This is a genomic window from Kitasatospora atroaurantiaca (assembly GCF_007828955.1).
In the GTDB taxonomy this organism is placed as follows: Bacteria; Actinomycetota; Actinomycetes; order Streptomycetales; family Streptomycetaceae; genus Kitasatospora; species Kitasatospora atroaurantiaca.
In genome coordinates this window covers 6,472,154-6,485,702 of record NZ_VIVR01000001.1, presented here as the reverse complement: position 1 = coordinate 6,485,702, position 13,549 = coordinate 6,472,154, and the positions used below count along the sequence as shown (strand labels likewise).

The window sequence follows — 13,549 nt, the reverse complement described above, 5'->3', positions numbered from 1 at the left end:
TCCGGTTGGCTCCGGCTCACATCACGTGCACCCAGCTGGCCACCGACGGAACGCCGTTGGCGTTGACGACGAAGAGCATGTAGTAGCCGGGGGGCGCGAGGTTCGGGTTGGTGGTCAGGTTCAGGTTGGTGCTGCCGTCGGTGTTCACCGTGAGCGGCAGGTCGACGAAGCGCTGGTTCGGGTCGGAGGAGTGGGTCACCGCCTCCGGGCGGATCAGCTCGGCCTTCACGATCGGGGTGTCGGTGACGACGCGCTGACTGGAGCCGTAGGACCAGTGGGTGCTGTCGACCGAGGTGATCTGCGGCCGGGCACCCTGGTACAGGTAGGGCGGCGAGTAGATGGAGACGCGCCCCTCGAAGGTGCCGTCGCCCGGGTTGTTGCCCACGGCCATCACCCGGCCGTCCGGCAGCAGGAAGGCCGACGAGTGGTAGCCGCGCGGCACCGGGTCGGTGGCCATGCCCGCCGTGAAGGCGTTGGTGGCCGGGTCGAACATCGAGGCCTCGTACACCGGGTCGGCCCGGTTGTGCAGCGCACCGCCGGTCTCGAAGACGTTGCCGTCGGGCAGCAGCACCGCCGAGACGTACATCTTGCCCTGGGCGCCGGTCTCCGGGACGCCGCCGGTCAGGGTGCCCTGGGGCACGAGCGGGCCGGGGGTGTACGTCGGGTTGGGGGCCTTGAGGTCGATCAGGTCGGTGAGCCGGTTGGCGTCCGGGTCGGTGACGACGTTGCCGCCACCGATGGTCAGCACCCGCTGCTGTTGCGCCGGGGGCAGCAGCACGCTCATCGACTGGTCCCGCTGGTCCTTGTTCTGCAGGCCTGAGACGTCGGCGAGGGAGTTCGCGTTGTAGTCGTAGATGGAGGCGCCGGTCCCGGGGGTGCCGTTGCCGAAGACATGGCTGCCGCTGTAGAAGAGCCTGCCGTCCTGCATCAGGATCATCGACGGGTAGAGGCCGAAGTACGACCAGGTCTGGTGGACCTGCCAGAGCGGCTGCCACTGCTTGACGGCGTCGGAGAACAGCTCGGCCGTGACGCTGCCGCTCGAGTCCTCGCGCAGGCCGCCGAAGGAGAGGATGTCCCCGTTTCCCATCTCGGTGAACGAGGGGTACCAGTGCCCGTCGTTCAGGTCGTTGGTGCGGGCGTAGCTCTGGGTGGCCGGGTCGAAGATGTAGGAGTCCTTCAGCCCTTCGTAGCCGTGGCTGCCGTCGGCCGCGGGGTACGCCTTGTTGCCGCCCATGATCAGCAGGCGGCCGTCCGAGAGCATCACGTGCCCGGAGCAGAACATGTCGCTGGGCGTCGGAATGGTGGTGAAGGAGCCGGTAGCGGGGTCGTAGACGGCCGAGGTGAACGTGCCGGCCGCGAACAGGTCGGGGTCGTTGCCGGAGCCGGCTATCAGCAGCACCTTGCCGTCGTGCAGGACGGCGGCGTGCATGCTGCGCACGGGGTTGTTCAGCGGCTGTACCAGCCAGGAGCCCTTGGTGCAGGCATCGCCCGCGGTGCAGCCGGTGGGCGGGGCGGGGACGGTGGCGTCCTGCATGGCGTAGTCGTCCGTGATCAGCGTGCCGGTGCCGTAGACGGCGACGCCCCAGGTGATCTGGTCCGTGTTCGGGGGGATCTGCGGGGTGCGCACGCCGGTCTGGGTCCAACTGGCGGCGACCGGGAGGGTCTTCAGGTCGGTCCAGTACTGCCAGCCCTGGGTGGTGTCGTGCCGGAAGGCGGTGACCACGGTGTTCGGCGTGGTCGTCTTGTACCAGAGGTTCAGGTCGTACTGGTGGCCCGCCGTCACTTTCGGTGCGCACGGGGGGCTCTCGAACATCATCGTCTTGCGGTCGCCGACGGTCACACCGGCTACAGAGAGCTTGACGGCCTTGGAGCCCTTGTGTGCGTCGCTGACCACCTGGTAGGACGCGGTGCCGTTTCCCCAGCCGGACTGCTCCCAGCACTGCGGCCACCCCTTGGAGTCGAGCTTCTCGAATCCCGGGTTGGTGATCAGGTTCGTGGCGGCCGAAGCGTAGTAGGTGCTCAGCACGGGGGTGAACAGACCCAATGCGCCAAGGACGGCTCCGGTGATGGTGCCCAGGACCACCCCGGTGCGGTGGCGGAACGCCTTGTTCGTCATGGGAGACACTCCCTTCGGGTGCGTTGGGTGGAATCGGTGGGCTCAGGTGTCTGCTGCGGCTGTTCGGCCGCCGCTCGGGCACTGCTGCCGCGCAGCGGGACCGGCAGGTAGATGGCGCGCTCGGCGACCAGCCAGCGCAGCACACAGGAGACGACCAGGCTGAGTACCGTGGCGGGGGCCGCGCCCAGGCCCAACCCGCTGACCAGCAGCGCCAGTAGCGGGATCCGCAGCAGCAGGTCCAGGTTGGCGACGCCGACGAAGCGCAGCACCCGGTCGGCCCAGTGGCGCTGCCTGCGGTGGCGGTAGACGGTCCACTCCAGCAAGGCGAGGTTCCAGGCGATGCCGGCCTGGTTGGCCAGGATCGCGGCGGGCAGGTAGTGCATGCCCAGGTGCGTCAGCAGTTCCAGTGCCAGCAGGTTGGGCAGGATCCCGCTCAGTCCGATCAGCGCGAACGCCGCGGCCCGGCCCAGGGGTGTGGACAGCCGCAGTCCGGCCAGGTGTCCCAGGGATCGCAGCCCTTCGCGCAGACCTGGCCTGGGCTCCCGGGCGAGGCGGGTGGCGAAGCGGTACGGCACCTCGACCACCCGGCGCAGCCTCCCCCGTACCGTCAGCTCCAGCAGGATCCGGCAGCCGAGCGGGCGCAGCCCGGCCAGGTCCACCGCGTCGCGGCGGACCGCGAAGAAGCCGCTCATCGGGTCGCTGATCCGGCGCAGCTCGCGGGCGAACAGCAGCTTGGTGAACAGCGTCGAGGAGCGCGGACCCGTTCGCGTGGCCACCGCCAGGTCGGCCCCGGCGGCCCGGCCGGTCGCGACCAGTTCCGGCACGAGCTGCGGGGGGTGCTGGAGACCGGCGTCCATCACCACGGCCCACTCGCCCTCGGCGGCGCGCAGCCCTTCGGTGACCGCGCCGCCCACGCCGCCGACGGGTTCGTCCCGGTGCAGCAGGGTGACCGGCAGCGGGTAGTCCCGTACGGCCGCGCGGATCACGGCTGGAGTGTGGTCGGTGCTGTCGTCGACGAAGAGCAGGCGTGGCCCTGGACGCCCTGGCCGCACCGACAGGGCCTCGGCGAGCCGGGCCAGCAGCTCGACGATGGTGGCCGACTCGTTGCGGGTCGGGATGACGACGGTGAAAGGCGTGCCGTCGGGCCGGAGGCTGATCGTGGTCATGGCCCCTCCGTGGCAGGCAGGGTGACGATTTGTCGGATCTCTATCAGGTCCGTGCCGCTGCCGAACGAGGCGACGACGGTGGAGTGCGCGAGTGCGGTCTGGACGGTGGTGAGTCGGGTGTTCGACGGTTGCCGGACGGTGGGGCTGGAGACGATGTAGTCGAGGTCCTGCCAGCCATGCGGCAGCAGCCCGGCGACAGCGGGGTCGAGGTCGAGCTTGTAGAACCAGATCGCCCCGATGCCCGGGCGCAGACCGTCGCGCACCAGGTCCATCCAGAGCACGTCGTCCACGGCGACCTGCGCGTGGGCCGGGTCGCTGATGTGGGTCCGCAGCCACTGCGCGGCCCGGTCGTACCCGTCGTTGGCGTGGGCGGTGACGGCGATACGGTCCCCGTGGTACCAGTGCGGCGCGACGAGGCCGGTCGCGAGCAGCCCCACCAGCGCGACCGCTGCCAGGCGCAGCGGCTGCCGCGCGGCGGGCATGACCCTGCCGACCGGCGTCACCGCCCGTTGGACCAGCGTCACCACACGCTCGGCCACGCCGGCCAGCGCGAGCGCGAGGAAGGGCAGCGCCTGGATGACGAACATCGAGGGCAGGTACCCGGGACGGATCGCGGTCAGTGCCAGCAGGGCGACGGCCAGGGCGATCGGCCTCATCGGACGCCGGGCGAGCAGCAGCAGCGCCGCCACCAGCCCGCCGAGCAGGAGCACCTTGTCGTAGTAGAGCCAGGAGTCGAGCATCTGACGGTTCGCCGACCCCGGTGACAGCAGTGAGCCGCCGCCTGCGCGGCTCATCTGGAATTTGAGTCCGCCCCACAGTGAGACGTGTCCGTGGCCCGGCAGCAGCTCGTTCTTGAGCAGCGCGTAGAGCGGATAGAGGGCGAGGATCAGGGTGAACCCGCTGGCCGCGCCCGCCAGCGAGAACTTGCGGGTGCTCGGGTGGCTGCGCTGCCACAGCAGCAGAGCCAGGGCGGGGAGCAGGACGATGATGGTCTCCTTGGAGAGCACGGCCACTCCTGCGGCGACGCCGGCGGCGGTGTGCTGCCACAGATCCCGGCGCGGTGAGGCACACAGCACCATGGCGGCGAGGATCCACAGCACGGCGAAGTTGTCGAGCAGCACCTCGCGCTGCAGGCTCACCGAGAGCGGCGAGAGCCCGAACAGCAGCACCGCGAGCGAGCCGGCCCACCGGGGCAGGCCGAGCCTCCGGGCCAGGAGGTAGAGCAGCAGGCAGCTCGCCGCCGTCACCGGCAGCATCACCACCCGCAGCGAAGCGGTGAGGACATGCGCCGAAGAGGCGAACAGCCCGGGCAGCCAGGACATCATGGCTATCTGGAGCCAGCCGAGCGGCGGATGGTCGTACCAGTAGGTGTAGTGCGCGAGACCGTGGCCGTGCTGGACGGCCCAGGCCTGGGACAGGTAGGTGCCCTCGTCGTCGTTGGCGATGGGCCAGCCGCCGATGTTGACCGCCTGCACCGCGAGGACGGCCAGGGTGGGCAGCAGCACGGCGACCGGTCCGAGCCACGTGGGACTGCGGCCGGGTCGGCGCGGCACCGCGGGCTTCGGGGGCCGTTTCGCGATGTCGAGAACGGTGGAGGCCACGTTCATCCCTCACTCCGTACTTCGCAGGGAACCCGGATGTCCGGCTCGTTGAGGTGTGCGCCGACATGGTGGGTGAGCTCCCAGCCGTGCTGTCCGCGCATCTCCCGCCAGACCGCGCGCATGGCCGCCGCCGACAGGACCATCTGGTAGAACGGGCTGCCGAGAACGAGCTTGACGTAGTGCCAGGATCGGACCCGCATCCCGTACTGGACCCCGAAGTCGTGCAGCCCGACCGCCTCGAAGGCGACGGTCACCAGGGCCGGAAGGAGCGGCGCGAAGCTGATCAGGGCTATCCCGACCGGGACTTCGGCGAGGAGCGCCAGGGCGATTCCGAGCGGGATCACCAGCCCGGCGAAGGCCTGGAGGAACGGGTTGCCCAGAGTCCACCGGGCCAGCAGCCGCTGATTGAGCGTGGGCAGCCGGGTCCACTCACGCTTCCGGTAGACCTGCAGGAAGCCCTGGTTCCATCGGGTGCGCTGCTTGAGCAGGCCGTACAGCGAGTCCGGGGTCTCCTCGCGGGTGACCATGTCCGCGTCGTAGGCGACGACCACCCGGGCGCCCGCGCTGGACAGCCGGACTCCCAGGTCGCAGTCCTCCGCCAGGCAGTCCGGGTCCCAGCCGCCGATGTCGCGCAGGACCCGGCTCCGGACGAACACGGTGTTGCCGCCGAGCGGGATGAACCCGTGCCGCGCGTGCAGGTGCAGCCGGCTGCGGAACCAGAAGAAGTACTCCATGCAGTTGCGCAGGCTGTACCAGCTGGAGGTGAAGTTGATCAGCTGGACCCCGCCCTGCACGACCGCCACATCGGTCGAGCGGAAGGCGTGGTCCACATGCCCGAGCAGGCTCGGATGCACCTGGTCCTCGGCGTCGAACACGCCCACGACCTCGCCCCGGCAGTACGGCAGTGCGGTGTTCAACGCCTTCGGCTTGCTCTTGACCTCGTGCGTGTCGACCACCACCCGCACCCGCTCGGGATGACGGGCCGCCACCTCCTGGGCCACGGCAGTGGTGCCGGGGTCGTCGTGGCCGACGATCACCAGGACCTCGTAGTCGCTGTACCGGGACTCCAGCAGCCGGCCGACCGTGTGCGCGAGCACCGCCTGCTCGTGCCGGGCCGGCACCAACAGAGAGAAGAAAAGGCCCTGCGTCCCGTCCGGCTCCGTGAAGCGGGTCTCCGCCAGGTTCTCCGGGGTCCGCCAGGCGTACATCATCCACCACAGCGTTCCGAAGGCCATAGCGAAGAGGAACATCGAGGCGAAGATCAGAACGATGGAGACGATCAAGGCCAGCTCCTTTCAAAGACCGATCGGCGGCTCGCCGATCGGACGGGCAAGGGCGGCGCGGATACGCCGGTAGGCACGCCAGCCTTTGACCCGGAGAGGCTCGGGAAACGGCGCCACCGGAGCCCCCCGGCCCTGGACCCACTCCTGGAAACGCTCCGGCGAGGTATCGGCCCGCACACTCAACCGCGCGATCCGCAGCGGGTCGTCGACCGACGAGCTGAACGCGTCCGGTGCCGCGGCGCCCGAGGTCCAGCCCGCCTTCTGCACCCTGCGGCGGACCAGGGCGTTCGAGTAGCCGCCCGGGTATGCGAACGCCGTCACCGGGTGGCCCACGGCGTCCTCCAACTGTCTTCTGCAGCCTGCGATCTCGTCGTCGAGGCGCCGGCCGCCGAGGGTGTCCAGTTCCGCGTGCGTGCGCGAGTGGCCGCCGATCTCGATCCCCAGCGCATCCAGGTTGGCGATCTGCCGCCAGCTCAGCATCGGCGCGGGGGGAAGCAGGCTGCCCTCGGCGGGCCGGCCGGGCACGTGGACCGCGCCCGTGGTGACGTACAGGGTGGCCGGCAGGTCGCGTTCGGCGAGGATCGGGGCAACTGCCCAGTAGAAGTCCTCGTACCCGTCGTCGAAGGTGAGCACCGCGCAGTGGGCGGGCAGCGCCGCTCCCCCGCGCAGCGCCGACACCAGCCGTCGCAGGGGCACGACGGTGCGGCCGCCGTCGGCGATCCGGTCGAGCTGCTCGGCGAAGGCCCGCGGCGTCACGGTGTACGGCGCGATCCACGGTTCCGGGCGATCCGACACGGAGTGATAGACGAGGACGGGTACGGCGTCGTTCATGGCACGCCTCCCGGGCTTCGCGTCCGCGGAAGGGAGGTACGCAGGAGCGGCAGGACGCGGAGAGCGGCCCGGACCCTGGCGCGCAGCAAGGTGCTGTACGAGCACTGGCACGGCAGTGGGCAGGGGCAGCCGGAGACCCGTTCGGCGTGCGGGGAGACGGTACGCGGCGCCATGGCGGCTCACCTCCCGACGGCCCGCGCCCGCGGGCCGTACCGCCCACGGGCCGGCACCTCGGCGGGGTCGCTCGAGGGGGCGCCGGCCGTGGGCGGTTCCGCGAGCACCCGGGCGCAGCCGGCCCGACACGAACGCACCACGGGTGTTGCGGTGGACTGACGGGGAACAGAGCGTTCCCGGCGAACGGCATCGACCAGCGCCCGGCACAGCGTGGCGGACCTGCCTGCTGTTCCGGTGGTGTCGACCAATCCGAGCGGGTGTCCGTGCAGCCGCACCAACGCCAACACGCGTCCGTCGGGGCCGACCGGAACGAGTCCGCCGAGCGAGCTCAGCCCGCTCGGCTCGTCCAGGTCCAGTTCGACGACCCTGACGGGGGTGCAGAGCGAGTCGCGGGCGGCAGAGCAGGGGCAGGCAGCTGCGGTGCGCCGGTCAAAGCCATTCATCTCATGCCTTCCCCTCCGGCAAGGGGCGCCGCGGTCCGGGAGCCGGGACGCTCGGCGATCAAGGTCCGCAGCACCCTTAGGCCGTCGGAGACGGCGGGCAGGTGCGAGCGACCACTGCGGCGGGGAAGTTCAAGGCTCGGCACTTCGGCGATCCGAAGGCCGGAGCGGAGGGCGTGCGCGACCATCTCGACCTCGATCTCGAAGTCGGGGGCGCGCAGGTCGAGCTCCGCCAGGAGGCTGCGGCGGAAGGCGCAGAAGCCGTAGCAGAGGTCGGTCAGCACGGTGTGATAGAGCCGGTTGACCACGGCGATCAGCAGGTGGTTGCCGATCGAACCCATCCGGGTGCGCGCCGGCGAGCCGCCCCCGACGAGGCGGCGCGAGCCCTTCACGAAGTCGTAGCCGTTGTCGAGGAAGTGCAGGTAGTGCGGGATCTCGCCGGGCCACATCGAGCCGTCGGCGTTCATCAGCACGATGTACTCGCCGGTAGCGGCGGCGAAGCCGGCGCGCAGCGCGCTGCCACTGCCGGCGCCACGGACCAGGATGACCTCGTCCACGCAACACGGGATCTGCTCGAACACCCAGGGGATGTCCTGGGCCTCGTCGTGGGCCGGGACGACCAGGCTGACCGAGTGATCGGTGGTCGGCCCGTCGCCTGCGCGGCGCATCGGCCGGCCGTCGCGGGTGACGCGTGTGGCGTACGGAAGGACCGGGGAAGGCAGGGTGATGCTCATCGCGAGCGGCCTCTCGGGAGGCTACGGGCACGCCGGTACCCACGAACGTGCCGCGATCGACGAGGCCGTGCCCCGGTGCGCGACTGGGCGCAGGGCTGAGCCCCGATATGCGAGCGATCCTCGGCGCGGAGGGCTTTTAGTGAACTCCCCTGAAGCCCCTATGAGATGCGCCGGTCGGTCTCGGGCGCCGAAGCGCCGACTGGAACAGCCAACTGGCAGATGTACCGTCCGCTCGAAAGCGATGCCAGGGCCTCATCATCGAACGCCCTCTCATCCCACGTCAAGAGGTTTGTCCGGATATTTCCTATTTTGCCTGCGCCGGCGGACCCGTCTCGGCGATCCGTCGGGCGATCTCGGACGGCCGCATCGGACGCCCGAAGTGCCAGCCCTGTGCCCAGTCGCACCCCATCAGCCGTAGCCGGTCGGCGTCGTTGCCGCTCTCCACACCCTCGGCGGTGACCGTGAGCCCGAGGGTGTGGGCCAGGGAGACCAGACCGCTGACGATCCGCCAGCCCAGATGGGTGTCCTTGGCCGGGTCGTGCAGGTCGCCGACGAAGGAGCCGGCGATCTTCAGCCCGGAGACCGGCAGGTCACGCAGGTACGCCAGGTTGGACCAGCCGGTGCCGAAGTCGTCCACGGCCAGCGAGACGCCCATGTCGACCACCGAGTGCAGGGCCTTCAGCGCCTCGTCCTCGGGGCCGACCACGGTGCTCTCGGTGATCTCCAGCTGCAGCTTGGCCGGGTCGAGGCCGGTGGCCCGCAGGATCCGGTCGAGGTCCGACACCAGGCCGGCGTTGCGCGCCTGACGCACCGCCAGGTTGACGTTGAGCTGCGGAGCGGCGGCACCGAACTGCTGGACCCAGTCGGCCGCCTGTCCGCACGCCTGCTCCAGCACCCAGCGGCCGAGCGGCATGATCAGGCCGGTCTCCTCGGCCGTCGCGATGAACTCCTCCGGGCCCAGCACGCCCAGCTGCGGGTGGCGCCAGCGCACCAGCGCCTCGACCGCGACCAGCGAACCGGTCCCGAGCGAGACCAGCGGCTGGTAGTCGATGAAGAACTCGCCCCGGTCCAGCGCGGCAGGCATCCGCACCGACACCGCGTACCGGCTCACCGCCCGCGCGTTCTCCTTGGGGTCGAAGAGCGTCCACCGGCCGCGCCCGGCCTCCTTGGCCCGATAGAGCGTCAGGTCCGCGGCCCGTACGGCCGCCCCCGGGGTGGTGGTGGCCACCCGGCGCTCCAGCACACCGACGCTGGCCCCCACGGCCAGCTTGTGATCGCCGACCAGCACCGGCTTGGCGAGCGCCGCCAGCACGGTCTTGGCCGCCGCCACCGCCTCCTGCTCACCGCGGCAGTTCTCGAGCAGCACCACGAACTCGTCGCCGCCGAGGCGGGCCACCAGGTGGCCCAGGGGCGTCAGAACGGCCTCCAGGCGGCCGGCCACGGCGGCCAGCAGCTGGTCGCCCATGTCGTGGCCGAGGCTGTCGTTGACCACCTTGAAGCCGTCCAGGTCGACGTAGCACAGGCCGAAGCGAGCACCCGGTTCCGGCTCCTCGAAGAGCTTCTCCAGCCGGTCGAAGAAGGCCACCCGGTTCGGCAGCCCGGTGAGCGGGTCGTGGGTGGCCTGGTGGCGCAGGCGCTCCTGCAGGCGGTAGCGGTCGGTGATGTCCTCGAGCATCGCCACCTGGTACTGCGGCCGGCCCTCGTCGTCGCGGATCAGCGAGACGGTCAGGTGGGTCCAGACCACCTCGCCGTCGCGGCGGTAGTACGGCTTGTCGAACTGGAAGAACTCGCGCTTGCCGGAGACCAGCTCCTCGTACGCCTCCCAGACCCCCGGGGTGTCTTCCGGGTGGACCAGCTCGTGCACCCGGTGGCCCTGGAGGTCCTCCGGGCCGGCCCCGAAGATCTCCTGGAGAGCCCGGTTGACCGCCAGGATGTTGCCCTCGACGTCGCCGATCCCGATACCGATCGCGGCGCTCTCGAACAGCGCACGGAACCGGGCCTCCGAGGCGCGCAGAGCCTTCTCCACCTCCTGGCGCGCGGTGTCCGCCGCCAGCCGGATGGCCTCCTGCTCGCGCAGGGTCCGCTCACGCAGGGCCGCCGCCCAGCCCGCGGCGAAGGCGCCGCAGAGCGCGGGCCCGCGCTCGTCCACGACCGGATGCTCCTGCAGCAGCTCCACCGCGCGGGCCAGCACCACCGGGTCGGTGAACTGGGCGTCGACCAGCAGCGCACCGGCCTCGGCGGCCAGTGCGGTCTGGAACGGCTCCTCCTGCTGGGCGCGGTGCAGCAGGTCGGCCGTCCGGGAGACCAGCCGGCGGAGGATCCCGGGGTGCACCGCGCTGCCGTGGCCGCCCTCCAGCAGCCGCGCCCACTCCTGGTGGAAGAGTTCGGCGCTGCTGCCGCCTTCCGGCGGCCTCACGGTCACGAGAGGAGTCCGACGCCTGCCAGGCCGGTCATCCGCTCCGGGTGCGGCCCGACCGACTCCGGGTTCTCGGGGCGCCACTCCGGGAGGTAGACCACGCCGGGATCGACCAGCTCGAAGCCGTCGAACAGCGCGGTGATCGCCTCGCGGTTGCGCATGGTGAGCGGGGTCGAGGTGCGCTTGTACAGGTCCTGGTGCGGGCCCGCCTGGTCCGGCCGGCCCTCCAGCGAGGCGTGGCTGATCACCAGCGCACTGCCGGGCGGCAGGGCGTCCCGCAGCACCGCAACCAGCTTGTACGGGTCCTCCGCGTCCGAGATGAAGTGCAGCACGGCGACCAGCATCAGGGCGACCGGCTCGCCTGCACCGATCAGCTCCGCTACCTCGGGGCGGCCGAGCAGGTCGTCGACGGCACGCAGATCGGCCTCCACGACGCGGCTCAGCGGGTCGGCCTTGAGCAGCAGGCGGCTGTGTGCGACGGCGACCGGGTCCCGGTCGACGTACACCACGCGGGCCTCGGGGCGGATGCTCCTGGCCACCTCGTGGACCGGGCCGAAGGTCGGGATGCCGGAACCGATGTCGAGGAAGCGGGTGAAACCGGCCTCCGCCAGGTACTGCACCGCGCGGCGCAGGAACGCCCGGTTGGCCCGCATGATCGTGGGGAGTTCCGGCCACAGGGCGATGGCCTTGCGGGCCATCTCGCGGTCGGCCTCGAAGTTGTGCGAACCGCCCAGGTAGTAGTCGTACACCCGGGCGGCATTGGGCTTGTCGAGGTCAGTTCCGGCGGGTACCCAGTTCGGTCGCCGCATCACGGCACCCCTTCCGGAGCTGAAGAAGACAACAGGCCATAAAGATCTTCCTATCATCGGGCCGCCCGTGCAAGCGGGGAAACCCGTCAACGGCTGGGGCGGATGTGACAGGTGAGGTGGCCGGTACCCCGATTCGGCGGACAATTGAGGGCGATGGCCGGACTCATCGAGGACTACGCCCTCATCGGAGATCTGCAGACCGCCGCCCTGGTCGGACGGGACGGCTCGGTCGACTGGCTCTGTCTGCCCCGGTTCGACTCCCCCAGCTGCTTCGCCGGCCTGCTCGGCGACCGCCGCCACGGCGCCTGGCTGCTCGCCCCCGTCGGCGGCGGGCTCTGCACCTCCCGCCGGTACCGGGGCGACAGCCTCGTCCTGGAATCGCTCTGGGAGTCCCCCGCCGGCGCCGTCCGCATCATCGACTTCATGCCGCAGCGTGACCGCGTCCCCCAGCTGATGCGGATCGTCGAGGGGGTACGCGGCACCGTACGGATGCGCGGCGAGCTGCGACTGCGCTTCAACCACGGCCGGATCGAACCCTGGGTGCGCCGCACCGAGCACCACCGGATCGCGGTGGCCGGACCCGACTCCGCCTGGCTGCGCATCCCGCCCGGTGTGCACACCTACGGCCAGGACGGCGCCACCAGCTCGGACTTCACGGTCCGTGAGGGTGAGCGGGTGCCCTTCGTCCTCACCTGGCAGCCCTCGCACCAGCACAACATTCCGCGCACCGATGCGGAGACCGCGCTGCTCAGAACCCTCTCGGCCTGGCAGAGCTGGGCCGCAGGCTGCCGCTACCAGGGCGAGTGGCGGGAGCAGGTGCTGCGCTCGCTGATCACCCTCAAGGCCCTCACCTACGAGCCCACCGGGGGCATCGTGGCGGCCCCCACCGCCTCGCTGCCCGAGCAGATCGGCGGCGAGCGCAACTGGGACTACCGGTTCTGCTGGCTGCGGGACTCCAGCATGACGCTCTCCGCCCTGCTGCGCAGCGGCTTCCGCGAGGAGGCCGCGACCTGGCGCAAGTGGCTGCTGCGGGCGATCGCGGGCGACCCGAGCGACCTTCAGGCGGTCTACGGCGTCGCGGGTGAACGCGGGCTCCGCGAGATCCAGGCCGACTGGCTGCCCGGCTACCAGGATTCGATGCCGGTCCGGTTCGGCAACGCGGCCACCCACCAGCTCCAACTCGACGTCTACGGCGAGGTGGTGGACACCCTCCACCTCGCCCTGCTGGCGGGCATCCCGATGGAGCGCAACGTCTGGGTCCTGCTCCGCACCCTGATGTCCTACCTGGAACAGCACTGGCAGGAACCGGACGAGGGCCTGTGGGAGGTCCGCGGCGGGCGGCAGCACTTCGTGCACTCCAAGGTGATGTCCTGGGTCGCAGCCGACCGGGCCGTCCGGATGGCCGAGGCCACCGGGCTGCCCGGCCCGGTCGACCGCTGGCGGGCGATGCGCGAGGCGGTGCACGCCGACGTCTGCGCCCATGGCTACGACAAGCGCCGCGGGGTCTTCGTCCAGCGTTACGGCGGACGGGAGTTGGACGCGGCGACGCTCTTCATCGCGACGACCGGCTTCCTGCCGCCCGACGACCCGCGGGTGGTGCGTACGGTGGACGCCGTACGGACCGGGCTGGACCACGGCGGATTCGTCCGGCGCTACTCGGCACAGCCGGGGACCGACGGGCTGGCCGGCACCGAAGGGACCTTCCTGGCCTGCTCGTTCTGGCTCGCCGACGCCCTGTCGGCGATCGGACGGCGGGACGAGGCCCGGGAGCTCTTCGGGCGGGTGGTGGCACTGGGCAACGACCTGGGCCTGCTCTCGGAGGAGTGGGACCCGGTGGAACGCCGCCAACTCGGCAACACCCCGCAGGCGTTCACCCATGTCGCCCTGGTCAACACCGCCTTCACCCTGGCCGCGAACGGGAACGGCACGCCAGCGGCCGGCCCCACCGCCGTGGGGTCGGCCGCCGTTCTCGACTGAGC

The 13,549-nt window shown here is 70.9% G+C and carries 9 protein-coding genes; 1 reads left to right on the top strand and 8 read right to left on the bottom strand.

Going from position 1 to position 13,549, the window contains the following annotated elements:
- Positions 1 to 16: 16 nt before the first annotated feature.
- The 8 genes from FB465_RS29135 to FB465_RS29100 form a co-directional block, all read right to left on the bottom strand.
- Positions 17 to 2,116, bottom strand: coding sequence for a galactose oxidase early set domain-containing protein (locus FB465_RS29135; protein WP_145795297.1), 2,100 nt, complete (start codon positions 2,114 to 2,116; stop codon positions 17 to 19).
- Entirely contained in the window at positions 2,113 to 3,282 is a 1,170-nt protein-coding gene (locus FB465_RS29130) for a glycosyltransferase (protein WP_145795295.1), read from the bottom strand. Before FB465_RS29130 ends, FB465_RS29135 begins: the two co-directional genes overlap by 4 nt.
- Positions 3,279 to 4,889 (bottom strand): glycosyltransferase family 39 protein, encoded by a 1,611-nt coding sequence (locus FB465_RS29125; RefSeq protein WP_145795293.1) that lies wholly within the window; start codon positions 4,887 to 4,889, stop codon positions 3,279 to 3,281. The genes FB465_RS29130 and FB465_RS29125 overlap by 4 nt, the downstream gene beginning before the upstream one ends.
- Positions 4,886 to 6,133, bottom strand: coding sequence for a glycosyltransferase (locus tag FB465_RS29120; protein ID WP_425461266.1), 1,248 nt, complete (start codon positions 6,131 to 6,133; stop codon positions 4,886 to 4,888). Before FB465_RS29120 ends, FB465_RS29125 begins: the two co-directional genes overlap by 4 nt.
- 45 nt (positions 6,134 to 6,178) lie before the next feature.
- On the bottom strand, positions 6,179 to 6,997 hold the full coding sequence (locus FB465_RS29115; RefSeq protein WP_145795289.1) for a polysaccharide deacetylase family protein: 819 nt from the start codon (positions 6,995 to 6,997) through the stop codon (positions 6,179 to 6,181).
- 613 nt (positions 6,998 to 7,610) lie between these two features.
- Positions 7,611 to 8,345, bottom strand: a complete 735-nt coding sequence (locus FB465_RS29110; RefSeq protein WP_145795288.1) for a glycosyltransferase family 2 protein — start codon at positions 8,343 to 8,345, stop codon at positions 7,611 to 7,613.
- Between the two features lie 304 nt (positions 8,346 to 8,649).
- Positions 8,650 to 10,767, bottom strand: a complete 2,118-nt coding sequence (locus tag FB465_RS29105) for a putative bifunctional diguanylate cyclase/phosphodiesterase (RefSeq protein ID WP_145795286.1) — start codon at positions 10,765 to 10,767, stop codon at positions 8,650 to 8,652.
- Positions 10,764 to 11,570 carry an SAM-dependent methyltransferase gene (locus FB465_RS29100; RefSeq protein WP_145795284.1) on the bottom strand — a complete coding sequence of 269 codons (807 nt, stop codon included), beginning with the start codon at positions 11,568 to 11,570 and terminating at the stop codon, positions 10,764 to 10,766. The genes FB465_RS29105 and FB465_RS29100 overlap by 4 nt, the downstream gene beginning before the upstream one ends.
- Before the next feature lie 153 nt (positions 11,571 to 11,723).
- Here FB465_RS29100 and FB465_RS29095 point away from each other — a divergent pair, with 153 nt between their 5' ends.
- A complete protein-coding gene (locus tag FB465_RS29095) occupies positions 11,724 to 13,547 on the top strand; it encodes a glycoside hydrolase family 15 protein (RefSeq protein ID WP_145795282.1) in 1,824 nt (607 codons plus the stop codon).
- The last annotated feature ends 2 nt before the right edge of the window (positions 13,548 to 13,549 follow it).

Coding starts and splice junctions, on each gene's coding strand:
- FB465_RS29125 (WP_145795293.1), bottom strand. CDS start 4,889: ATGAACGTGGCCTCCACCGTTCTCGACATCGCGAAACGGCCCCCGAAG.
- FB465_RS29115 (WP_145795289.1), bottom strand. CDS start 6,997: ATGAACGACGCCGTACCCGTCCTCGTCTATCACTCCGTGTCGGATCGC.
- FB465_RS29110 (WP_145795288.1), bottom strand. CDS start 8,345: ATGAGCATCACCCTGCCTTCCCCGGTCCTTCCGTACGCCACACGCGTC.
- FB465_RS29095 (WP_145795282.1), top strand. CDS start 11,724: ATGGCCGGACTCATCGAGGACTACGCCCTCATCGGAGATCTGCAGACC.
- FB465_RS29135 (WP_145795297.1), bottom strand. CDS start 2,116: ATGACGAACAAGGCGTTCCGCCACCGCACCGGGGTGGTCCTGGGCACC.
- FB465_RS29120 (WP_425461266.1), bottom strand. CDS start 6,133: ATGTTCCTCTTCGCTATGGCCTTCGGAACGCTGTGGTGGATGATGTAC.
- FB465_RS29130 (WP_145795295.1), bottom strand. CDS start 3,282: ATGACCACGATCAGCCTCCGGCCCGACGGCACGCCTTTCACCGTCGTC.
- FB465_RS29100 (WP_145795284.1), bottom strand. CDS start 11,570: ATGCGGCGACCGAACTGGGTACCCGCCGGAACTGACCTCGACAAGCCC.